The following is a 21,442-nucleotide window of genomic DNA, read 5'->3' as shown; positions in this document are numbered from 1 at the left end:
AGTAAACCATGACCTCTTTTATTGCGGCATTTGTGATCTTGTTAGTCTTCTTTTTGCTCATGTCGATTGGTTATCTCATCAAGCGCAAAGCCGTTGAAGGAAGTTGTGGCGGTTTAGGTGTTCTAGGGATTGAGAAAGCGTGTGATTGTGATGACCCTTGTGACAAACGTAAACGTCGTATGGCCGCTGAAGAAGCGCGTCGTGAGAAGTTAACGAAAGACCGCATTATCTAAATAGTCTTGATTCGATCATAGCCTTCAATTTAGGGGGCTATTTTTTTGCCTCGTATTTTCTTACACGGGTTAATCATTTGAGATTTATCCTTGGGATTAGAGTGGGATAGCAAGTTAATCTAAGCAGGAATGAGAATGCTTTTCATCATTAAGTAGGTGAAATATAAAGATAATTTGAGTTGGTCGATAAATTGTACTAGGCTAGAAGCTTGATTTAGATCAATCTTTTCACGCTTACCAAGGATAGTAACTTATGAAAGGTCATCCTAAAGTGGTTGGGCAACTGAATCGGGTGCTTACCTGTGAGTTGACCGCCATCAATCAATATTTCCTCCATGCCCGCATGTTTAAACATTGGGGCTTAGAGAAGTTAAACCACGTCGAATACAAAAAATCCATCCAAGATATGAAGCACGCCGATAAGCTCATCGAGCGAGTGCTGTTTTTGGAAGGTCTGCCTAATCTGCAACAACTCGAAAAACTTCGCATTGGTGAACATAGCCAAGAGATGCTCGACTGCGATCTGGCCATGGTGCAAGAGCAGCTTACATTGCTGCGTGATGCGATCAGCTTGTGTGAAGCCGAACAGGACTATGTGAGCCGCGATCTGCTGGAAGATATTCTCGAAGACGAAGAAGAGCACTTAGATTGGCTCGAGTCGCAGCAAGAGCTCATTACGCTAACCGGTATTCAAAATTATCTACAATCGCAAATTAGCGACCAATAGGAGCAAGATATGAAAGGCGATAAAGACGTTATCGATGCGTTAAATCGACTCCTAACGGGAGAACTCTCGGCAATGGATCAGTATTTTGTCCATGCCCATATGTACGAAGATTGGGGCCTGAATGAACTCTATGAGCGTATCGCCCATGAGTCAGATGATGAGAAAGCCCATGCAGCCAAATTAGTGCAGCGCATTTTATTCCTCGAAGGTACACCCAATGTTGCCGCCCGTGAGGCATTGAACATAGGTAAAGATGTAGAAGAGATGCTACGTAATGATCTTGCCTATGAATACAAGGTCGCGGACGATTTGCGCAAAGTGATTGCACTGTGTGAGCAGAAGCAAGATTACCAGACCCGCGAAATCCTCGAAGTATTACTCGACGATACAGAGTCTGACCATATGTATTGGCTCGAAAAACAACTTGGGCTTATTGACCGTGTTGGATTGCAAAACTACCTGCAAACTAAGATGTGAGCCTTAGATTGTTAGGTTGAGTAAATACCTAGGCCACTGAGTGTAATGGCCTAGGAAACTCAGTTATTAAGCATGTCTGTTGTTCCTCACACTTGTCTTGTTCTCTTTTCCAGCGCTAGGCCACATCTTATTGGCCCCAAATCTATCAGGAACACTTGATTACTGTTTTTATATACAGTATTTTGGCGTTGGAGGAATTCAACGTGCGAAAAATTATTCATATTGATATGGACTGCTATTTTGCTGCTGTGGAAATGCGCGACTTTCCTGAGTACCGCGGCAAGCCTTTAGCCGTGGGGGGGAGTAGCGACCGTCGCGGTGTTATCAGTACTTGTAGTTACGAGGCACGTAAATTCGGTGTTCGTTCAGCAATGGCAACGGCTTATGCCTTTAAGTTGTGCCCTGAGCTGATTTTAGTACCAGGCCGGATGCAGGTTTACAAAGAAGTGTCGCTACAAATTCGTGAAATATTTTCTCGCTATACCCAATTAATTGAGCCGCTTTCCTTAGATGAAGCTTATTTGGATGTGAGTGAGTGCCAACAATATAAGGGCTCTGCGACCTTGATTGCCCAAGCGATTCGTCGCGATATCTTAGCCGAAACGGGTTTAACCGCATCGGCGGGTATCGCGCCAGTAAAATTTTTAGCTAAGGTCGCCTCGGATCTGAATAAGCCAAACGGCCAATATGTCATTACGCCAGAGACGCTTTCTGAGTTTGTTAAGACCTTATCGCTGCGTAAAATTCCCGGTGTTGGTAAAGTCACCGCCGAAAAGCTCTCTTCGCTCGGGCTCAATACCTGTGGTGATGTGCAAGCTTATTCTAAACCTGAGCTCTTAGCGCGATTCGGTAAGTTTGGTGGCGTGTTGATTGAGCGTTCCCAAGGCATAGATGAACGGGGTATTTCTGCCGACAGAGAGCGCAAATCAGTGGGGGTTGAAACCACGTTAGCAAAGGATATTTATAGCTTAGAGCAGTGCCAGCAGGTGATGCCGAGTTTGATCCAAGAACTGTCGTTGCGTTTAAGTCGCAGTGCTAAGGAACGCAAAATACATAAACAGGTGGTCAAACTTAAGTTTAACGATTTCAAGCAGACTACAATTGAGCACCGGAGCGATGAAGTCTCGATTGTAATGTTCTATGAGCTACTCGCACTGGCTATGGAAAGGCAAGAAGGCCGCGGCATTCGTCTATTGGGGATTTCAGTTGGCCTTACTGATTCTACTCTTGTCGTCGCCACAAGCTTAAACGGCCTGACCCAGCTGGATTTAGCACTCTAGTGGGTGGAGCACAATAGCCTATATTGGCTCAATAAGCCTCGGGTGGATTTGCCAGCATAAAATCAATTAACAGTCTGACCCGTAAGGGCAGGTTGTCCCGATCGCGATACATCAAGTAGGCGGTGCGCGGAATACCTTGCCACTCGGGCAGTATTTGAATGAGTTTGCCACTTCGTATCTGTTCACTCGCCATGCTGATGGGTATGAGTCCAATCCCAAGCCCCGCCACCACGGCCTGACAGGCAATCGCCATATCATCGACGGCTAGTTTGATATTCCCCCTTGGTTCAAACTCGACATTTTGCCCTGTGCTATTGTGCTGTAAACACCACGTTTTTGTGGGCTTGGCGATGATAACCGGATGCTGATCCAGCGCTTCAATCGATTGCAGCGCATGCCACTGCGTTGCCGATGTGCTGGCGCAAAGTACAAAGCTAATCGTGGTAAGTGGCCTTGCAATCCAATCGGGATCTTTAGGTTCGCCCACTCGAAAGGCGATATCGATGGCGTTTTCACTGACATCGATATTCATGTTCGACAGACTTAAATCGATATCAATATTGGGATAATGCCGTTGGAAGGCGTTGAGTGATTCACCTAGCCAGCGATAGGTTGTATTGATGGGCGCCGAGATCCGCAATTTACCAACCGCTTGATGTTTATCCGCATGCAACTCACCAGATACCTGGTTTAACTCGATAAACAGCGGGCCGCAGCGTTCGAGATACTGCTGACCTGTGGCGGTAAGGTTGACTCTATGGGCGTCTCTGTGCAGTAAACGCAGACCTAAGGATTGTTCTAACAGATTGATTCGACGGCTTAAGGTTGAAGGTGGAATGCCTAAGTGTTGCGCCGCGAGCTTAAAACTCCCTTGCTGTGCCACCACCCAAAATAAGCGCATATCGTCTAAGGAATAATTAAGTTTCATATTTGGAATTTAAGCTCTCAATCTTGTGCGTTTTAATAATATATGAAACTTATAAACTAAGCTCAATCCCAATTACCTCCCTAGAGGACGATATGAAATCCCATACACCTTACATGACATTCGTTTGTCTACTGATTTGCGTTTTTAGCTGGGGCAGTGTGTTTCCTATTGCTAAGCGAGTGCTGGAGGAGATGTCAGGAGAGTCCCTCGTCTTCTGGCGTTTTACCATTGCGGCTGTGACTCTAGCGTTATATATCGTTTTTACTCGTCAGGCTTGGCCTAAATTGAGTTTGGCGCAATACGCTGTCATAGCGCTAGTAGGCGTGATTGGTGTGGGCGGCTTAAATCTGGCGTTATTTAATGGCCTGCAGCACACCTCTGCCGCCAATGGCGCCTTGATTATGGCGCTCAGTCCGCTGGTGACTTCAATCGTCAACGCGCTATTACAGCGTGAATGGCTCAGCAGACAACAAGTGTTCAGCTTAGTGGGCGGTTTGGCGGGCGTACTGCTAGTGATCACAAACGGTAGTGTGCAGCAGTTGCTCAACTTTAGTTTTAACCAAGGTGATGTGATGATTGCCGCCGGCATGTTGGCGTGGAGTGGTTATACCATTTGTTCGCAACGGGTCGGCTATTGGTTGCCTGTGTTGCCATTTACCTTGCTGAGTATGATAGCTGCCAGTGTGTCCATGTCCGTGGTTGGGCTTGGCCGAGGTGAGTTTCACCCTTGGCTGGAGTTGATGGAACTGTCGGCAACGGCTTTTTCTAGCGTACTCTACATAGGTTTGTTCGCCACTGTGCTCGGTTATCTGTTTTGGATTAACGGTGTTAAGGCGCTTGGCCCCGCTAAGGCATCGATCTTTTTTAATCTCGTGCCCGTTTTTGCAGCATTAACGGCGTTAGCCATGGGGCAGGCGGTGACGGAAATTCAGTTGGTAGGGATGCTGATAGTGATCCTTGCGTTGATGTTACCTATGTTAGTCAACCTACGCGCGGCAAGAGGCTTAGTGGTTAAGCGCTGCTAATCTGTGCTAGCTTTGCTGTTTAAATATAAGGGAGCACCTGAATTCAGATAATCACTGCGACAGGTTTATGCTCCCTTATTCGTTTGAGGGGACCTTTCAAACATCACTGATTTACAAAAGGTAACTTATATAAAAGCTTTCACTCTCAACAAATTACAGTTTAAAGCGGCTGACCAGCGCAGTGAGATTACTCGCCATTGACGAGAGTTGTACGCTTGCTGCGTAGATTTCATCAGTGGTTCGTAGACTCTCCTCCGACTGTTCGGCAATGTGTTGAATATTTTGATGACTCTCGTTGGCCATAGTGGTTTGCGCTTTAGCTGCTAGGGCGATTTGATTATTCATCTCACTAATTTGGCTGACCATTTCTGCAATATGCGCTAAGGCTTCACCGGCATTACTGGCGGCTTCTACGCTTGAGATAGCCTTTTCATTACCGATATTAATCGCTGCCACAGCGCTTTGAGTGCCATTTTGCACATTGGCGATCATTAATTTAATTTCTTCGGTGGATTGGTGAGTCTTAGAGGCAAGGGATCGCACTTCATCGGCAACCACTGCAAAGCCGCGTCCTTGTTCGCCCGCGCGCGCCGCTTCAATTGCGGCGTTAAGGGCTAATAGATTCGTCTGTTCGGCAATGGCTTGAATCACCTCGAGCACGCGGCCGATATGTTGGCCTTCCTGTTCGAGTTTATTGATCTGCATTTCTGCCGTGCCCACATCTCCCGCAAGTTCACGAATCACATTGATGGTTTTTTTCACTCTTGCCTGACCGTCGGCGGTAAATACGTCGGCTTGTTTAGCGGCATCGGCGGCATGACTGGCACTGACTGATACTTCTTGCACTGATGCGGCAATATGATCGCTGGCATCGGCGATTCTGTGGGTTGCAGCTTGTTGATCCATCAAGGTATGTTTTGCTGATGCGCTGGTTTTGGCTAGACCTTCGGCAGCGGTGTTGAGCTCTGATGTAGATTGTTTAAATTGCGAGATAATGCCATGTAAGTTATCGAGAAAATGATTGAATGCCTTGGCAAGATCACCAAGCTCGTCCTTAGAGGTTAAGTGGACTCGTTCGGTCAAATCGCCATCACCATCGGTAATGTCGTGGATTTTTGCGAGTAAAACCGCCAGCGGTTTGCTGATGAGTTTAGGCAGTGCAACGATAAAGAGTATACAGATCAAGAGACTGATGGCTAAGGCAATTAACTGCATCTGTTGTCCATGATTGGCATCATCATCTACTTGGGCTATCGCTGCGGTAGTATTACTATTTAAATCATTGATTAAATGATTAATGTTCTGGTGTAGTTGCTCGAATTGCGTTGCTGCTTGACCGAAACTAAGATCAATCGCCGTCGTTCTACCGTTACGGCCATTTTGGGTGCGTTGATTACTGATTTCTGTGGTTGTCGCTCGCCAAGTATCGAAACTGTGATTCAATTCATTGAGCTTATCTTTAGCGAGGGGACTTGTGGTCACATCGGCAAACTTATCAATATGTTCTTTAACCAGAGAGATACTATTAGTGTGCTGCTTTAAAAGGTCGTTGTAAGAGTCTGTGCCCACGTTAACAAACATCAGGCTGCGCTCGGCCACTTGAGCTTGATAAAGCTCTTTATCGGCCTGTAGGAGTTCAGATTGGCTAGGTAAGTATTCAAGCGCGAGTGTATTCGCGCTGTGATTTAAGGCTTTGAGTCCTAAAATACCAGTTGAAGAGGCGAAGATGACTACGCCAGCGAGTAGCAGACTCGGATAAGTCAGTTTCTGATTAACGGATAGATCTTTATACCATTCCATAGTCACGCCCTCCTTGATTGATGCACTGAAAAGGTGAGAGCCGCAATAACCTCTGTGGTAAGAGGATGCAGCCCATCACTGGCGTTCTCTGGTAATTAGAGTCCAAATTGATCTAGGTTGATCCCAATCGTGATAGCACCAATTGCAGCATCGCCATCCATCACTGGAATAGAAATTTGTACTAGATAGGCTTGGGAGCTCTCGTCAAATTTGACCGGACCTATGTGTTTATCGCCTTTGCCATTGGCGAATGATTTTTGCCATTTATCCTCATCACCCTGCCAATAATCTGAAGTTTTACTGATCATGGCGACGTTCGCGCCTTGATTGTCCATGAGGAAAATTTCTTGGTAGTAAGGTTTGCTGGCTTCGAAGGTCGTGAGAAACTTGGCCGCTTCGTTGTTCATCAGGGATGACATAAAGTCATCAATACCTGCGGTGGCAATCCATTTTTCATCTAATGTTTTGATTGAATCTAAGCTTTTGCCTTGGGCATTTTGCGCTTTAACGGCATTCACCAGTACCACTTCTCTGCCTAATGGCATCAGTGAATCGGCTAGGTCTATAACGGCTTTGGGGACTTCTTCGGCGAAACTGAGGTTACTGCTGAGCAGTAGTGCAGCGGCTGACAAGATTTTACCAAATTTCATGATCTCTATTCCTTAAGGTCACAGTATTGAAGGGGAAAGCGGTTATCTCTAAAAGCGCGATAAGCAAAAATACGTTAGGGTCAGACAGAACAACTATAGTAGAAAATTCAAGTTATTCAGTTCTTTCATAAAAATTTTATCGATAGCATTTCTACACAAATAGAATCCGCGGTAAAAAATAAGGCCACATCTGACTTGAGCAGATATGGCCTTGAATTGAGTGAGCTAGGGTAAGGTTAGAACATTAAGCCTTGACTGGAATGCGCTCGAGTACGGCTAATAATAATGTCCAATATTGGCCGACTGTGGTGATGTTTACCATTTCGTCTGGACCGTGTGGATAGCGAATGGTGGGGCCAATCGAGACCATGTCCATGTCTGGATAGGGTTTCTTGAATAGACCACACTCGAGACCCGCATGGATCACCATGATCACTGGCTCTTTGTGGTAAATATCTTGATAGGTTTCGCGCACTATCGCCATTACAGGTGAGCTGTTATCTGGCTTCCAGCCTGGGTAAGCACCGCTTAAATCGATATCGGCTCCGGCTAAGTTGGTCAGCGCAGTTAACATGCCTTCGACTTGAGTACGGCCAGAATCGATCAGCGAGCGGATAAGGCACAGGATAGTGACTTCTTCATCGTTAGTGCTGATAACGCCAACGTTGAGCGAGGTTTCAGTCACACCTTCGACTTCATCACTCATGCGGATCACGCCGTTCGGGCACACATGCAGCAAATCGATCAGGGTATTTTGGCTGTTTTCGCTCATCACACGTTTTGGTGTTGGGATAGTGTTTAACACTAAACGCATATCGGGATCGGCAATGGCGAGTTCGGTGCGGATAAGCGCTTCAAACTCAGCGACTTTTTCGTTTAAGGCGCTGACGTTTTCTTCTGGCAACATAAAGCTGATGTTGGCTTCCCGTGGAATCGCATTACGCAGTGAACCGCCGCTAAATTGGGTCAACTCCAACGCTAAATCATCTGCGTTTTCAAAGAGGAAACGCGCCAATAGCTTGTTGGCATTGCCACGACCTAAGTGAATGTTCACCCCAGAGTGACCCCCTTTTAAGCCAGATAAGTGCAGGCTAAAGGCTGAGTAACTTTGCTCAGAGGCTTGCCACACCATAGGCAGGGTGATTTGAGCATCGACACCGCCGGCGCAGCCCATGTAGATTTCACCTTCTTGCTCTGAGTCGGTATTGATCAGAATGTCAGCGTCTAACATGCCCGCCTGTAAACCAAAAGCACCTGTCATGCCCGCTTCTTCATCTATCGTCAGCAGCACTTCTAATGGGCCGTGCTTGATATCATCAGAGCCTAAAATGGCTAAAGCCGATGCCATGCCAATACCGTTATCTGAACCTAAGGTTGTGCCCTTGGCTTTAACCCAATCGCCATCGACATAAGCTTCGATAGGATCTTTAGTAAAATCATGCACTTTATTGGCATTTTTTTGTGGCACCATATCGATATGGGCTTGAATAACCACGATTTTACGATCTTCCATACCCGGCGTCGCAGGCTTACGGATGATCACGTTGCCAACGGCATCCTCAACGACGGCAAGTTGTTTGCTTTTAGCCCACGCTTGAATGTGCTGGCTTAAGGCTTGCTCATGCTTAGATGGATGGGGAATCGCGCAAATTTGTTCGAACCATTGCCATAATGGCTGCGGGTATAACTGACTTAAGGCTGTCACTTGAGTGTCCCTCATAAGGTCTTGTGAGTATAGGGCAAATTTGTGGCCATTCTACCACATTCTGTGCAGCCAAATAATCTCAGCGTCACAGGCTTTTGGTGAGCTGGCAGCCAAAGTTTCCAGTTCGATTTTTTCTGGGAGTGTCGGTAGCACTTTTAGATTGGTAATTAAGCGATAGAGCGGGAATAATGCAGGCACAATAATGAAAAAGGATGGGTCATGTTTCAAGTTAACTTCGTTGATGTAAAAGCAGAAAATGCCATTTTTGATGGTGAAGGCTGGGATGCGGTTGTGGTGGTGACGCCCGATCTGGATTCTATCGGTTTTGATGAGATAGGTTTATTGGCTCAGCACGGTGCCCACGTGGATAAGCGCGTGGGTAAGAGCCCGATATTACTGTTTGCCCCAGGGCTTGCGGGAGGGCGTTTGATCATTGCCCCTGTCACCCAAGTGAATGACGAGTATGTGGACGTGCGAGTCTATGCCAATGCTGCAAGGGCGGCGATTGCCATTGCAAAAGACGCAGGTGCAAAACGTCCATTGTTATATGTAGTGCCATCGAAGGACTCACGTTTTAGTTTTGCCTCTGAAGTCGCAGCATTAGCCTGCGGTCAAGAACTGTGGCAAACCTTAGAGCTGCGTGAAGCGACTGGCTTAACGCCTGCATTTGAGGCCATAGGGTTATTATCTTCATCAACCCATAACAGCAATTTGCTCAATGCCTTAGAAGCGGGCCGCGTATTAGCGCGGGATTTGTGTGGTACTGAACCTGAGCGCATGTCGGCTAAAGCCTTTGCGGACTATTGTTTGCAATCCTTAGCGGGCAGCGTGATCAAAACCGCAGTGGTAGAAGACAGAGATATTTTAGAGCGTGATTATCCGCTACTCAGCGCCGTGGCGCGTTCTTCTTTTGCTGTCGGTCGTCATCAGCCTCGCGTGGTGAAACTAGAGTATCTGCCAGAGGGTCAAGTGACTCGCACTTTCCTGTTTGCGGGTAAGGGCGTGATTTACGATACCGGCGGCGCCGATCTGAAAGTCGGCGGCGCTATGGCGGGTATGAGTCGTGATAAAGGCGGCGCTTCTGCCGTGGCGGGTTTATTTAAAACTCTGTCAATGCTCAAGCCTAAAGGTATTCGAGTGATTGCCGAGTTAGGTTTAGTGCGTAACAGCATAGGCAGCGAAGCCTTCGTGACCGATGAAATTATTACGAGCCATGCGGGTGTGCGAGTGCGGATTGGTAATACGGATGCCGAAGGGCGCTTAGTGCTGGCGGATTTACTGAGCCATTTACGTATCAAAGCCGTGTCGGCGGTGAAGCCTGAGATGTTTTCGGTAGCAACACTCACAGGTCATGTCGTGCGTTGTTATGGCAGCTATCCCGCGGCGGTGGAAAACTCTGTGGCGAGTTCACAGCAATGCGCTGTCACTTTACAGCAGCAGGCGACTCAATGGGGTGAGCCCTTTGAAGTGTCTACATTACGCCCTGAAGACTTCGCTAAGATCCGCGATGTGTCAGGCGCTGCTGAAATATTATCTTCCAATAATGCGCCATCATCGATTACCGCCCGTGGACATCAGTATCCCGCGGCATTTTTACTGAAAGCGTCGGGGCTATTTGATCATGGGGTTAATGCCCCTATTCCCTTGGCTTACACACACTTAGATATTGCAGGCAGTGCAACAGAAGGTGATCCGCTCTACGGCAAACCTACAGCGAGTCCGCTGGTGGGCTTGTATCAATATCTGATCAATCGCTAACGGGTAGGGCGTGTTGACGTTTCAGGGTTATTTTTGCAGCGAGTTGGCTGGCTTTTATGCAAGGTAAAGCCCGTGCGGTGTAGTTATTCTACATAAACGGGCGATAACGCAGCAGAAATGCCAGCCAAACGCTGCCCGAAGGGTTCGTCTGGCAAGCTCTTGCTCTTTGTCACTCGTCATTTGAGTAGAATAACTACACGTCACTCCTCGTTTCGCGATCACGAGCTTGCCAGAGCGAACAAAATTTAATCTCGAAACGTCAACACGCCCTAGTAACAAAAAGAAATAATTCTGTAATATCTTATTTATTAGATATTTACAGGGTTATTTCTGTTTTTCTGTGAAGCAGGTCGCCATTAACCTCACTATAAATGTGTAATTTAATTACATTAAAAAGCCTTAATCAAAAAAAATACAAATAAAGGTTGTAATAAAACTACAAATCCATATAATTGCTTTCGTGGATTAGGCACTATGCCTTTCCTCTCTAGTCTATCCAGGATGGATATTTTTCTCCAAGGACCTGAGTGACAAGTCGTCTCAACGGATATGAGAATCTCTAGTTCCAAGGAACCGAGCCAAGCTTCACTAGAGTACTTAATCACAACTAATTTAGGAGTATTGACTATGTCTTATACAGGCAACAACCATATTTATTGGCAAAACACTTGGTTTAACACTGATGTTTTGCGTGGCGGTTTATTCGCCATGAGCTTTAAGGCCTAACCCTCCTTAAAGTTTAAGTTTCCATCATCCATCAACCTTTGTATCGCCTTTTTTGGCGTGTTTAGACTCAAGTAGCATATTGATGTTTTTGCATGAATATGCCAGGTTTTTCCCGCTAGCGCGGTAATGTACTTCCCCGAAAGGGACGCTTGAAATATGTCTTTGCCTGCTCATTGAGCAGGCTTTTTTTTGTCTTTTTTTCGCTTAAGCGTTTAACGGTTTTGCCTGATGGTAATGAGCGTAAACGGTTCGTGTTAGAAGTGATGCGGTATGGACAACAAATGGATATGGGGTTCAATATACAAGCTATCGGCCTATCGCTTGTGAAACTTGTTACTCAGGGACTGTTTATGGACACTAAGCTGTTTTTTCAAAATGGTAAGTTAACACTGGATATCAACCCCAGTGAGATGCGAATGTCGCATTGGGTTTATGCGCCAGTGTTAATCAATACTGAAACGGCGGAAGTGCTTTTTGATTTATCTGGGAAGGGCTGGGATTTTCGGTCTGCAGAAGAAAGTGGTGATGACATCATTTTAAAGCTTGCCCGTTATCCTGATGCGAACAACGTATTCAGGCTCGTTCTGAATATATCAAAAGACCGAGCAAGCCTTAACGGTAATATTTTTTCAATTAATGATGTGTGTAAGGTATTAGAGGATATTGCCTAACAAGTGATATATGGATGTCTTAATTTTTATATATAAATCATAGCTTTTAATCTGCAAAGATATATGTGGCAAACCCTACCCAACTTAATAGTAAAAGCGTTATGGCAATCCAAGTCGCGGTGGTGAACTGACGTTGAGATTCGAATAACTCGTCTGAATCCTCTAGTTCATCAGTGTCATTAACTGTGCGAGATTTTGCTCTCAACTGTTGTTTACGTGCTTTATCCCGTTCGCGAGCTTTGGCTTTTTGCAGCTTTTTATATTCAGCTATACCTTTTTCAATCCCTTGGGCAATGAGTTTAGTTTGCTCTTTGGTTTGGCCCGGCTTTTGGGTGGCTTTGGCTGCGACCAGTGCTTCTTGTTGAGTTTCTGTCGAGATAGTGGGTTTCATCTTGGCTCTGCCTGAATTAATGCGGCTGTGGCTAAAAGGTGATAGCTAAAGTGTAAACGCAGCGATTATACCCACATTAGACCTCAAAAACGTAAGATGAATATCTTCTTTCCATTAAAAAATCAGTGGATGTCCACCCTGTGGGGCGGGGATATATACGGGCTCGTAGTCCCATACTTCCCTAATGGTATCAACCGACAGTGCATCGGATGGCTTGCCTTCACTGACTATTCGCCCTTGTTTTAACACAATTAATTGATCGCTATAGCGCGCTGCTTGGTTTAAGTCATGCAGTACCACTATTACAGTGTAGCCTTGTTGGTGAGCTAAGTTTTGGGCTAATTCAAGTACTCTGTGCTGCTGGGCAAGATCCAACGCCGATGTTGGTTCATCCAGTAATAGTACGGGTGGAAACGGCGATTGCCTGAGTTGAGTTAAGACTCTGGCGAGTTGGACTCGCTGTTTCTCGCCGCCTGAGAGGGTTGGATAGCTGCGCTTAGCCAGATGGGTTAAGCCCACTTGCGCCAGTTGCTCGGCAACTAACGCATCTCCTTCTATCTTACTGATGGTTAAGGGATATAAGCCCATTGCTACGACTTCTGACACAGTGAAGGGAAAGGTGAGACTGGCGTGTTGCGGCAGTACAGCTAAGGATTTTGCCAGCTCGCTCCTAGGCCAATCCGCCAGTTGGCTATGGCCTAGCCGTATACTTTGCCTTGGTGTGCTGATTTCTTGGCAAAGGGCTTTAAGCAGGGTGGATTTACCCGCACCATTTGGGCCGAGTAGGGCTGTTACTGCACCCGATTGAAACTGTACATTAATATCACTGAGCACGGTTTTTGGACCGATGTTGACATCGAGCTGACAAATGCTGAGCTGGGTGCGATCAAATTGCGCCTTGGCTGAATAAGTTGTCGATTGTGATGGTTGATTTGCAAAGGATGTTGCAGCCATAAAAACTCGCTTAGATTAGCTTACTGCGCTGTTGCAGTAGTAAAAAGATGAAGAAAGGCGCACCGATGAGCGCGGTGACGAGTCCAACGGGTAACTCGGCAGGCGGTAAAAAAGCGCGCGCGCCGATATCGGCCAATGCCAATAGGGCTGCACCTAAAAGTGCGCTGATGGGCAGCAGTTGGCGATGATCTGGGCCTAACATCATGCGCACTAAATGCGGCACGACGAGGCCGATAAAGCCGATAATTCCTGTTGCAGCTACACTTACGCCAACCCCTAAGGCGCAAAGCAAAATAAGCCTAAGTTTGAGCCTATCGACATCTATCCCTAAGTGGCGTGCTTCGGATTCGCCAAGCAGCAAGGCATTAAGTGCCGCCGCATCTTGGTGGAATCGCCAACTCAGTAGCGCTAAGGTCACAAGACACAGACTGACATATAGCCACTGCGCACCTGCAATCGATCCCATTTGCCATAGGGTTAAGTCACGTAGCGCCATGTCGTTGGCAAGATATGTGAGAACACCTATTCCTGCGCCTGCCAGCGCAGCTATGGCAACACCCGACAAAAGTAATAATACGACCGATGTACCTGTTGGGCTGCTGGCGAGTCGGTAGACGATAAGGGTGGTCACTAATCCCGATGCAAACGCACTGATGGGGATCATCAACGGATTCGCGTTGGGTAACAGCACGATACAGATGGCTGCGCCAAGTGCTGCGCCGGATGACACTCCGATAATACCGGGATCCGCTAAGGGATTGCGAAAAAGCCCCTGCATTACCGCGCCGCACTGTGCGAGCGTAGCGCCTACTGCTAACGCCAGTAATGTCCGTGGTAAGCGCACATTGTTGATTACTAGTTGCTCGTGGGGCGCAATATTGCCGATATTTTGCTGGGTAGCCCAATTGAACACTGCATTTAGGGCGTCGACAAAGCTGATGCTAACAGGGCCAGTGCTGACCGAGAGTAAGCCGCTTAGGGCTAACAGTGTGACTAGACTCGGCCAGAGCCAGCGGTTGAGGAACATCTCAAATATCCTTTCTATTTTTATCTGGGGTTAATTAGTGCTAACTGTACTCATCGCTGCGTTTGTGAATGGTTTTGCTTGAGCAATGTGCTGGCGAGCGTATCCGCGGCGCTTATGGCACTGATGCCTAAACCACCGAGAAGGGCTTGCGGTGCTAGTGTTTGAATATGGCCGTTTTCACCTGCTGGGGTATGGGCGAGTAGTGGCATCTCTTTCAACAGTTCTTGAGCAATTTGTGCATTAGTTTGATCTGTGGGTTTATCGCTACGCTTTGACAGCAAAATAATGTCGGGCTGCAAGGACAGAATCCCTTCTTGAGACATGCTTTTGTAGCCATCAAACTCGGCGATATTTTGTGCGCCAGACAGCTCGATAATAGTATCTGCGGCTGTGCCTTTACCGCCAACCCGAGCACCGCGGCCTTCTTGTAACAGCATGAAGAGAATTTTTGGCTGAGAGCCCGCATCGCGCACTTGTTGTTTTTTACCCGCTAAGCTTTGCAGTTGTTGATGTAAATCTTGTTTTAATTTAACCGCATGTTCTTGGCGATTGAGTAAGTGACCTAAGGTATCCACATTGTTCATCAGTTGTGGTTCATCATTTGTTGCGGGTAATTGCACGACTTGGATATTCGCTTGTTTTAATACCTTTAGTGTGGTTTCAGGTCCCATCACATCTGAACCGACAACCAGCGTAGGGGAGAGGGCAATAATGCCTTCGGCGGAGAGCATTCTGTGATAACCAAGCTTAGCCACATGGCTCAAACTTTCAGGCACATAGCTGGTGGAGTCGATGGCAACTAGTTCATTGCCTGCGTCGAGGGCGAGCACGAGCTCTGTGACTCCTGTACCCGCACTCACGAGTCTTATCTCTGGCTCGGCACTCAGTTCAGCGCTAAAAACGCTTGAGGATAGTAAGGCCGTAAGTGCTGATGTGAAAAACATCAATTTTTTTAATGTCTTATATGTGCGCTTATGTTGATAACGCTGAACTCTGGAACCTTTTTTTACTGGTATTTTAGTTGCTTGAAACAACATGGTTAAACTCCTAATACAACTTGTTCGTGACAGGCTTAGATGCCGTTTTTTGATATCAGACTTTTGCTTTCTCATTTAAATGGCTGGTTCGGATACGCTAATGCTCCATCAAAATTTGTGTCTGACTGATGGACTGCGTCTGCAACAGTGCAAGCAGTTGCATCAAAGGTTCCACTGGCGCGGCTTTGTCGGCGGCAATGACAACCGTCGCCTTCGGCATAGTCTGAAAATGTGCAGTAAATTCAGTGGTAAAAGTGGCTAAGTCATCAAACTCTTTGCCATCAATAGCCCAATAAGGCGCTGTTGCCATGATATTGATGGCAATTGTTTGTTTGTTGTCGATTGCCGTGATGGCCGAGCTTGGGCTTTGTGGCACATCTACCGGCAAACTCAATAATTGGCTATTTGCCGTCAGCAGTAAAAACACCAGCACGATAAAAATAATGTCGATTAACGCGGTTAAATCTAGGCTCGGAAGTTGCTCAGGCGAAGCAATGCCAGCCTGCGATAAGAATGGTTTCTCTGCACTTATCATGTCTGTGGCTCAATTTGAGAATGGGGCTTGGATGCCAATTTTTGCTCGACGCTGGTTTTACTGACTCGGGTGAATGCTTGGTAATGATTGGCATCAATTGAAATATCTTCGATACCCGCTAACCAGAGATTGAGTTGATTGAGCACATGCCCAGCGCGCAGGCATTGGCCTTGAGCCCAGATCCCAAAAAGATGGGCGGCGGTAATGGCGGGCACGGCGATCATGAGTCCGGCAGCTGTGGTGTTCATCGCAAGGCCCAGTCCAGCACTGAGTTGTGCTGGCGTGACAGGGCCTTGTGATTGCCCGAGTTGGGCAAACATTTCGATGAGTCCTAATACTGTGCCGAGCAAACCGAGTAGTGGACTAATGATGCTAATCACTTGTAAAACCTTGAGTCCGGCTTGCAAGTCGCGTTGTTGCTTATTGAGCCACAGACTGAGTAATTCTTCCCTTAGCACTTTTGGCTGGTGGACTTGTTTGAGTAACAAGGTCGCGCCACGGGCGAGTAAATCTTGCTGTGCGCTGGTTTGCGCTAGCAGCGCGCTGACGTTTTCAGTGGTCGCCGCTGAGCTTGATTGACGCAATGCTTTTACCCAGGCCTGTTTTTTGGGCCAGATTGATAGCAAAGTTTGATGCAAAAACAAGGCGCTACGTTCAAGGCAGATCATCAAAGCTAAAAAAGCACATAACAACAAGGGCCAAGTCAGCACGCCAAGCTGAGTCTGTAGGGTTGAAAAATCAGTTACGGGCATTAAGCCTCTCCAATCTATTGAAAAAGTAGTTTTATATGTAAGTTAGTAAAACAAAAATCAGGCTAGTTGTGCGGTGGCTAACTTTCCACGAGCTAATTCTCCACGAGCTAACTTTTCAGTGGCAACATTGGGCCTGTTAGTTGAGCGCGAAGCGAATAGGCACTCTGACCTTATAATGACTCGCTAGCCTTTGCGCTGGCGCCGCAAATTGCCAGTTTTCAACTGCATCTAACGCGGCTTGATCTAACAGACTGAACCCTGAGCTTTTTACTAACGTCAGTGCCAGTTGCTCACCAAGTTCGTTAAACATCACTTCTATGGTTGCGGTGCCTTCTAGCCCTTTTTTACGCGCTATCTTTGGATAAGTCGGTTGCGGTGGTGCTGCAGCGAACAGCGGTTTGGCTAATTCCACTATGTTAGTTTGGGCACTGTCAGTTGTTACACTTGCCACATTTGGGGTCGCTTTTGCATCAACTTCGGCTGCGTTAGCGATTAAATCCATTTGTGCAGTTTGGGGTTCTGTTTGTTGTTCAACTTGTTCGAGTCGCTTATGTGCTAAAACGCTTGGATTTAAAGCACTTGGTTCTAAAGCGTTCGTCACTAAAGGGTCCTTATTCGGATGATTGTTAGCCGTGGGTTTTGTTGCTGAAGATTTTTTGGCGAGTTGGCTATCAATTCGTTGATCAGCTTTAGTTTTCGGGATAACCGCCTTATCGACAGATTCTGCTGTTGATACTTTTTGCGCTGTACTGTTTTTTTGCACTGTACTGTTCACTGTTGCTACTTTGGCGTCTGTTTGCTTGATGGGCTCTGCACTCGTGTTGCTTGTAGCGCTAGTCGCGGTAGAAAAATTAAGGGTGACAGTATTCGCGCTGGGAGTGAGTGATGCTTGGTTTACGCTCGATGATTGGGCGCTTGGCTGCATAGTCATAGCGGGTTGGGAGGCGATAACACCCGTCTGGATGGCAACCGTTAACGCGCCAAAGGCAAGATATCGTTTTGGTGTCACAGCAACCTCTTTTTCCAATGAAAGCCATTTTCCTAATTAAGATATCTCAATATAAACAAGATCGCAAATGATAATGATTTGCATTTGATCTATTTTATTATCTCAGGTAGAGTGCCTGCAATAGCTCGAATGAGCGCTTAAAAAAGCAGCTAAACCGACAATTTATCCTACTTTATGGGTACTGATTGCCTTGGGCTCGATCTGGAAGGGGTTCAATCTCGAAAGAGCCAAATCTGGAACAGACTCAATCTCGAAAGGATTGGCGTCTGGAAGAGAGTCTAGGCTCAGTAATAAATTGTACGGAAACAGCTGAATATCACTTGAGGATGAAGAGATGAAAAAAAAGCCGTTAGTGATCGCCATGGCGATAGCACTGAGTGGTACGGCCCTAAGTTTTACGTTAGCGGCAGAGGAAAGTGTTAAGCCCGTTGTTCAACAGGATGCGAATAAAAAACTGGTCACGACTGAATTTGATGAAGTATTGGTGAGTGCAACACGCATCAGTGAAAAAGCCTCCGAAACCAGCCGTAGCGTGGCAGTGGTGGATGAAGAGCAACTTACGGTCGCCCAAGCATCATCAGTTGCCAATGCCCTTAAAAATGAGGCGAATATTACGTTGACTAATGGCCCAAGAGCTTCATCTCAAGGGGTTGAAATCCGTGGTTTAAGTGGCGATCGTGTGTTGCAAACAATTGACGGCGCAAGACAAAATACCAGCTCTGGTCACAGAGGTACCTACTTTATGGACCCTGAGTTGCTCAAATCCATCGAAGTGCTGCGCGGCCCTGCCAGTAGCTTGTGGGGCAGTGGTGCCCTCGGTGGTGTCGTAGCGCAGAATACTAAGTCGGCACAAGATTTTTTAGCGCCAGATGAGACCTTTGGTGGCTATTTCAAACAAGGTTATGAGACCAATGGCTCCCGCACTAAAACCAGTGGCGCTATCTATGGTCAACAAGACAGCATCGATTGGTTACTCAATGGTTCCTATTACGATTCAAACAATATAAAAACTGGTAATGACGAAACTCTAAACAACAGTGCATCCCAAGGCAGCAGTGGTTTAGCTAAATTCGGTTGGCAAGCCGACGAGGCATCACGGTTAGAGTTATCTGCAAGAGCCAGCAAAAACAATGAATTAGTACCGAGCAATCCTTCTGCTGCTGTGAGTAGTTCAGTGCTTTTGGTGCGTCGCAAAACTGACGATCAAAACCTCACCCTAAACTACAGTCTCAATCCTGCTAATAACCCGTATCTGGATACTAAGATGCAAGTGTATTGGAACAGTACCGACTACGATGAAGACCGTATTACGAAAGGTCAGCAAGACAGTACTGAGTTCCGCACTGTGGGGATTAACCTTAATAACAGTTCGCGTTTAGGCAATACTCTGTTGACCTACGGGGTCGATGGTTTTCGCGATACCATAGAAACGACGCGTGATGATTCGGGCCAAGTGGGCCAGCGTCCAGAGAATATCGATGGCGAAACCACAGTATGGGGCGCTTTTACGCGGGCAGATATTGAGTTGACTAAGACGTTAAATCTTGATGCGGGTCTGCGTTATGACAGCTTTAAAAATGACAGCCATAATCTCAACTTATCCTCAAATGACAATGAGTTATCACCATCGCTTGGCTTGGTGTGGCAGACTCAGCCTTGGTTGACCTTAAGTGCCCGTTACGATCAAGCCTTCCGCGCACCTACGGTAGAGGAAATGTTCTCCAGCGGCACCCATTATTGTATCCCGCCAATCCCCGGATTTTTACCCCAAGGTTTATGTAACACCTTCGCGGTGAATTCGGATCTAAAAGCAGAGACTGCGCGCAATAAAGAAATCAAAGCGGACTTACGTTTCAGTGAGTTAGCGGGTGATGATGAACTGGCGCTAACGTTTAACGTTTTCCGTAACGATGTGGACGATTTTATCGTGCAGCAAGTGTCTAATCCTTGGCGTGGCATTCCTGGATTCGAGCAAACGACCTCATGGAATAACGTTGAAGATGCACGTTTAACAGGTTTTGAAATTAGCGGTCGTTACCGTATTGGCCAAACTCGCTTAGCGATGAATTACGGCCAAACCCATGGCGAAGATCGTCAAACGGGCGATGATATAGAAGATATACCCGCCAATAAGTTCAATGTCGATTTATCCCAAGGCATTATGGAAGGCGACATGAAACTCGGCACTCGCGTCACTTATGTGGCGACTCAGTCGAATACGCCTGACGGCTTTAAAGTGGCGAAATACGACGATTACACCCTATGGGATGTGTATGTAGCGTGGGAGCCGACTATGGGCGCGATGGCGGGTGTGAGAGTGGATTTCGCAATCGAAAATATCGGTGATGAGAAGTATCAACAAGCGTGGCAAACCTTGTATCAACCGGGTCGTAATATGAAGTTATCGGCGCGCTATATGTTCTAAGCCACTCAATAGTCACTACCGCTGGAGACAGTAAAATGAAGATGACACTCGATACCGAGCTCAATGTCGCGCCAGATTTAAACTCTGAGCAACGTCAGCTAAGTGAGCAACAGGCGCAATTGCGACAACGATTTGAACAACAAGCTGATTTAATGCCAGCACAGCTCGCCAGTGAATTAGGCATTGCCGAGCTTGAAGTGGTTGCAGCGCTGCCGCCCGAACAAGTGGTGTTTGTTCCGTTAACTCAGCTCGATACCTTACTGCAAGCCTTACCCAAATGGGGAAAGTTAACCACTATTGTGATGTTATCTGGCAGCGTATTTGAATTTAAAGGGGATTTCCCCGAGGGAAAATACGCCCACGGTTATTACAACCTCTACAGCAAGGGCGACGGTTTACATGGTCATCTCAAATTAGATGCCATGCGCGGCATCGCTTTGATCAGCAGACCTTTTAGAGGCAACGAGAGCTATTCGATTAACTTTTTCGGCAGTGAAGGTGAGGTGGTGTTCAAAGTGTATTTAGGCCGTGATAAACAAAGAGCACTGTTTCCTGAGCAAGTTCGCCAATTTAAAGCGCTCGCGACTGCCTTTGCCTCGGTGCAATTACACCTCTGAATTGCAGCATTAACAAAAGTATTAAGGAAAACAGTAAATGAAGTCTGAAATTACCGAACAAGAACAGCGTTTAAGAGACAAACTCTTACCCGAAATTGAAGCCTTTAAACAGCAGCGCGAAACTCTGCAACTGGCCACCATTGGTACAGATGGCCAGCCGAATGCGAGTTATGCGCCCTTCGCACTGGCTGACGATGGTTTTTATATTTTGGTGAGTGACTTAGCCCGTCACGGTCATAATTTAAAGCACTCATCTAAGGTCTCTGTGATGTTAGTTGAAGACGAAACTGCGGCCAAATCGGTTTTTGCCCGCAAGCGTTTAACCTTCGATGCGATTGCCGAGGCAGTGCCCCGCGATACGCCCGCCTTCAGTAAAGGTGTTGGTGTGTTGTCGGCCCGTTTTGGCGAAATGTCCGATAACCTTGCGGCATTAACCGATTTTAACTTATACAAGCTCGCGCCTCATCAAGGTCTTTACGTGAAAGGTTTTGGCCAAGCATTTAGCCTTAGCGGCGCAGAGTTGTTAGATGTGGATTGGAAACGCGATGGCCACCACGGCACGCCAAAAACGCCGGAAAACAAGCAAGTCGCTTAAGCCGCGCTAAGCTATTGCAATAAAACAAACCCGCACTCGCTGCGGGTTTGTTTTATGCTTTTCTTTTGAGTAAAACCACACAGCCCTTGAATTCCACTGCAAGAGGTAGCATCTCACTTA

22 protein-coding genes are annotated in these 21,442 nt (G+C 46.8%); 10 read left to right on the top strand and 12 right to left on the bottom strand.

Annotated features, from left to right (window positions below; genetic code table 11):
- Positions 1-8: 8 nt before the first annotated feature.
- The 4 genes from nqrM to dinB all read left to right on the top strand — a co-directional run bounded on the left by nqrM (position 9) and on the right by dinB (position 2,717).
- Positions 9-233, top strand: a complete 225-nt coding sequence (gene nqrM, locus L5L98_RS13615) for a (Na+)-NQR maturation NqrM (RefSeq protein WP_105250019.1) — start codon at positions 9-11, stop codon at positions 231-233.
- Positions 234-486: 253 nt separating this feature from the next.
- Positions 487-960, top strand: a complete 474-nt coding sequence (gene bfr / locus L5L98_RS13610) for a bacterioferritin (protein ID WP_006080475.1) — start codon at positions 487-489, stop codon at positions 958-960.
- A gap of 9 nt (positions 961-969) precedes the next feature.
- Positions 970-1,437, top strand: a complete 468-nt coding sequence (gene bfr / locus L5L98_RS13605; protein WP_011918791.1) for a bacterioferritin — start codon at positions 970-972, stop codon at positions 1,435-1,437.
- Between the two features lie 203 nt (positions 1,438-1,640).
- Entirely contained in the window at positions 1,641-2,717 is a 1,077-nt protein-coding gene (gene dinB / locus L5L98_RS13600) for a DNA polymerase IV (RefSeq protein WP_263141652.1), read from the top strand.
- Between the two features lie 28 nt (positions 2,718-2,745).
- Here the strand turns inward: dinB and L5L98_RS13595 are convergent, their stop codons facing one another.
- The gene (locus tag L5L98_RS13595) at positions 2,746-3,645 is read right to left on the bottom strand and encodes a LysR family transcriptional regulator (protein WP_263141650.1); all 900 of its coding nucleotides are present in this window, start codon (positions 3,643-3,645) and stop codon (positions 2,746-2,748) included.
- Positions 3,646-3,737: 92 nt separating this feature from the next.
- Between L5L98_RS13595 and L5L98_RS13590 the strand changes: the two genes are divergently transcribed.
- The gene (locus L5L98_RS13590) at positions 3,738-4,670 is read left to right on the top strand and encodes a DMT family transporter (RefSeq protein WP_263141649.1); all 933 of its coding nucleotides are present in this window, start codon (positions 3,738-3,740) and stop codon (positions 4,668-4,670) included.
- A gap of 153 nt (positions 4,671-4,823) precedes the next feature.
- Here L5L98_RS13590 and L5L98_RS13585 read toward each other — a convergent pair whose 3' ends face one another.
- The 4 genes from L5L98_RS13585 to L5L98_RS13570 form a co-directional block, all read right to left on the bottom strand.
- The gene (locus tag L5L98_RS13585; RefSeq protein ID WP_263141647.1) at positions 4,824-6,470 is read right to left on the bottom strand and encodes a methyl-accepting chemotaxis protein; all 1,647 of its coding nucleotides are present in this window, start codon (positions 6,468-6,470) and stop codon (positions 4,824-4,826) included.
- 95 nt (positions 6,471-6,565) lie between these two features.
- Entirely contained in the window at positions 6,566-7,120 is a 555-nt protein-coding gene (locus L5L98_RS13580) for a cache domain-containing protein (RefSeq protein ID WP_028761558.1), read from the bottom strand.
- A gap of 244 nt (positions 7,121-7,364) precedes the next feature.
- A complete protein-coding gene (locus L5L98_RS13575; RefSeq protein WP_263141644.1) occupies positions 7,365-8,825 on the bottom strand; it encodes an aminoacyl-histidine dipeptidase in 1,461 nt (486 codons plus the stop codon).
- 51 nt (positions 8,826-8,876) lie between these two features.
- Positions 8,877-9,053, bottom strand: coding sequence for a hypothetical protein (locus L5L98_RS13570; protein WP_173496936.1), 177 nt, complete (start codon positions 9,051-9,053; stop codon positions 8,877-8,879).
- Here L5L98_RS13570 and L5L98_RS13565 point away from each other — a divergent pair.
- Positions 9,045-10,583 (top strand): leucyl aminopeptidase family protein, encoded by a 1,539-nt coding sequence (locus L5L98_RS13565; protein WP_263141643.1) that lies wholly within the window; start codon positions 9,045-9,047, stop codon positions 10,581-10,583. The two genes, L5L98_RS13570 and L5L98_RS13565, sit on opposite strands and share 9 nt — an antisense overlap.
- A gap of 875 nt (positions 10,584-11,458) precedes the next feature.
- Positions 11,459-11,980 carry a hypothetical protein gene (locus L5L98_RS13560; protein ID WP_263141641.1) on the top strand — a complete coding sequence of 174 codons (522 nt, stop codon included), beginning with the start codon at positions 11,459-11,461 and terminating at the stop codon, positions 11,978-11,980.
- 46 nt (positions 11,981-12,026) lie between these two features.
- On the opposite strand, the gene L5L98_RS13555 is transcribed toward L5L98_RS13560, so the two are convergent.
- The 7 genes from L5L98_RS13555 to L5L98_RS13525 all read right to left on the bottom strand — a co-directional run bounded on the left by L5L98_RS13555 (position 12,027) and on the right by L5L98_RS13525 (position 17,685).
- Positions 12,027-12,371 (bottom strand): DUF2956 domain-containing protein, encoded by a 345-nt coding sequence (locus tag L5L98_RS13555; RefSeq protein WP_113939881.1) that lies wholly within the window; start codon positions 12,369-12,371, stop codon positions 12,027-12,029.
- A 114-nt stretch (positions 12,372-12,485) separates the two neighbouring features.
- Entirely contained in the window at positions 12,486-13,325 is an 840-nt protein-coding gene (locus tag L5L98_RS13550) for a heme ABC transporter ATP-binding protein (RefSeq protein WP_263141638.1), read from the bottom strand.
- A gap of 10 nt (positions 13,326-13,335) precedes the next feature.
- Complete coding sequence (locus tag L5L98_RS13545; protein WP_028761552.1) at positions 13,336-14,352, bottom strand: FecCD family ABC transporter permease; 1,017 nt, start codon at positions 14,350-14,352, stop codon at positions 13,336-13,338.
- A gap of 50 nt (positions 14,353-14,402) precedes the next feature.
- Positions 14,403-15,296 carry an ABC transporter substrate-binding protein gene (locus tag L5L98_RS13540; RefSeq protein WP_411569211.1) on the bottom strand — a complete coding sequence of 298 codons (894 nt, stop codon included), beginning with the start codon at positions 15,294-15,296 and terminating at the stop codon, positions 14,403-14,405.
- 190 nt (positions 15,297-15,486) lie between these two features.
- Positions 15,487-15,924 carry an ExbD/TolR family protein gene (locus L5L98_RS13535; RefSeq protein ID WP_263141636.1) on the bottom strand — a complete coding sequence of 146 codons (438 nt, stop codon included), beginning with the start codon at positions 15,922-15,924 and terminating at the stop codon, positions 15,487-15,489.
- Positions 15,921-16,676 carry a MotA/TolQ/ExbB proton channel family protein gene (locus L5L98_RS13530; RefSeq protein WP_263141634.1) on the bottom strand — a complete coding sequence of 252 codons (756 nt, stop codon included), beginning with the start codon at positions 16,674-16,676 and terminating at the stop codon, positions 15,921-15,923. The genes L5L98_RS13535 and L5L98_RS13530 overlap by 4 nt, the downstream gene beginning before the upstream one ends.
- 136 nt (positions 16,677-16,812) lie before the next feature.
- Complete coding sequence (locus L5L98_RS13525; RefSeq protein ID WP_212600388.1) at positions 16,813-17,685, bottom strand: energy transducer TonB; 873 nt, start codon at positions 17,683-17,685, stop codon at positions 16,813-16,815.
- A gap of 334 nt (positions 17,686-18,019) precedes the next feature.
- On the opposite strand from L5L98_RS13525, the gene L5L98_RS13520 reads away from it, so the two are divergent.
- From L5L98_RS13520 to hutZ, 3 genes are read left to right on the top strand one after another with little or no spacing between them, the layout of a single operon-like run.
- Complete coding sequence (locus L5L98_RS13520; RefSeq protein WP_263141633.1) at positions 18,020-20,110, top strand: TonB-dependent hemoglobin/transferrin/lactoferrin family receptor; 2,091 nt, start codon at positions 18,020-18,022, stop codon at positions 20,108-20,110.
- Positions 20,111-20,145: 35 nt separating this feature from the next.
- Positions 20,146-20,727: a heme utilization cystosolic carrier protein HutX gene (gene hutX / locus L5L98_RS13515; protein ID WP_263141631.1), complete on the top strand. Its 582-nt coding sequence runs from the start codon at positions 20,146-20,148 to the stop codon at positions 20,725-20,727.
- Positions 20,728-20,764: 37 nt separating this feature from the next.
- Positions 20,765-21,322, top strand: coding sequence for a heme utilization protein HutZ (gene hutZ / locus L5L98_RS13510; RefSeq protein ID WP_131523856.1), 558 nt, complete (start codon positions 20,765-20,767; stop codon positions 21,320-21,322).
- Positions 21,323-21,442 lie beyond the last annotated feature (120 nt).

Origin of the sequence: Shewanella sp. SM23, from assembly GCF_025654295.1 — a bacterium.
GTDB classification, from domain to species: domain Bacteria; phylum Pseudomonadota; class Gammaproteobacteria; order Enterobacterales; family Shewanellaceae; genus Shewanella; species Shewanella oncorhynchi.
Note: the sequence above shows the minus strand (reverse complement) of the source record. Positions and strands in the feature narration are given on the sequence as shown.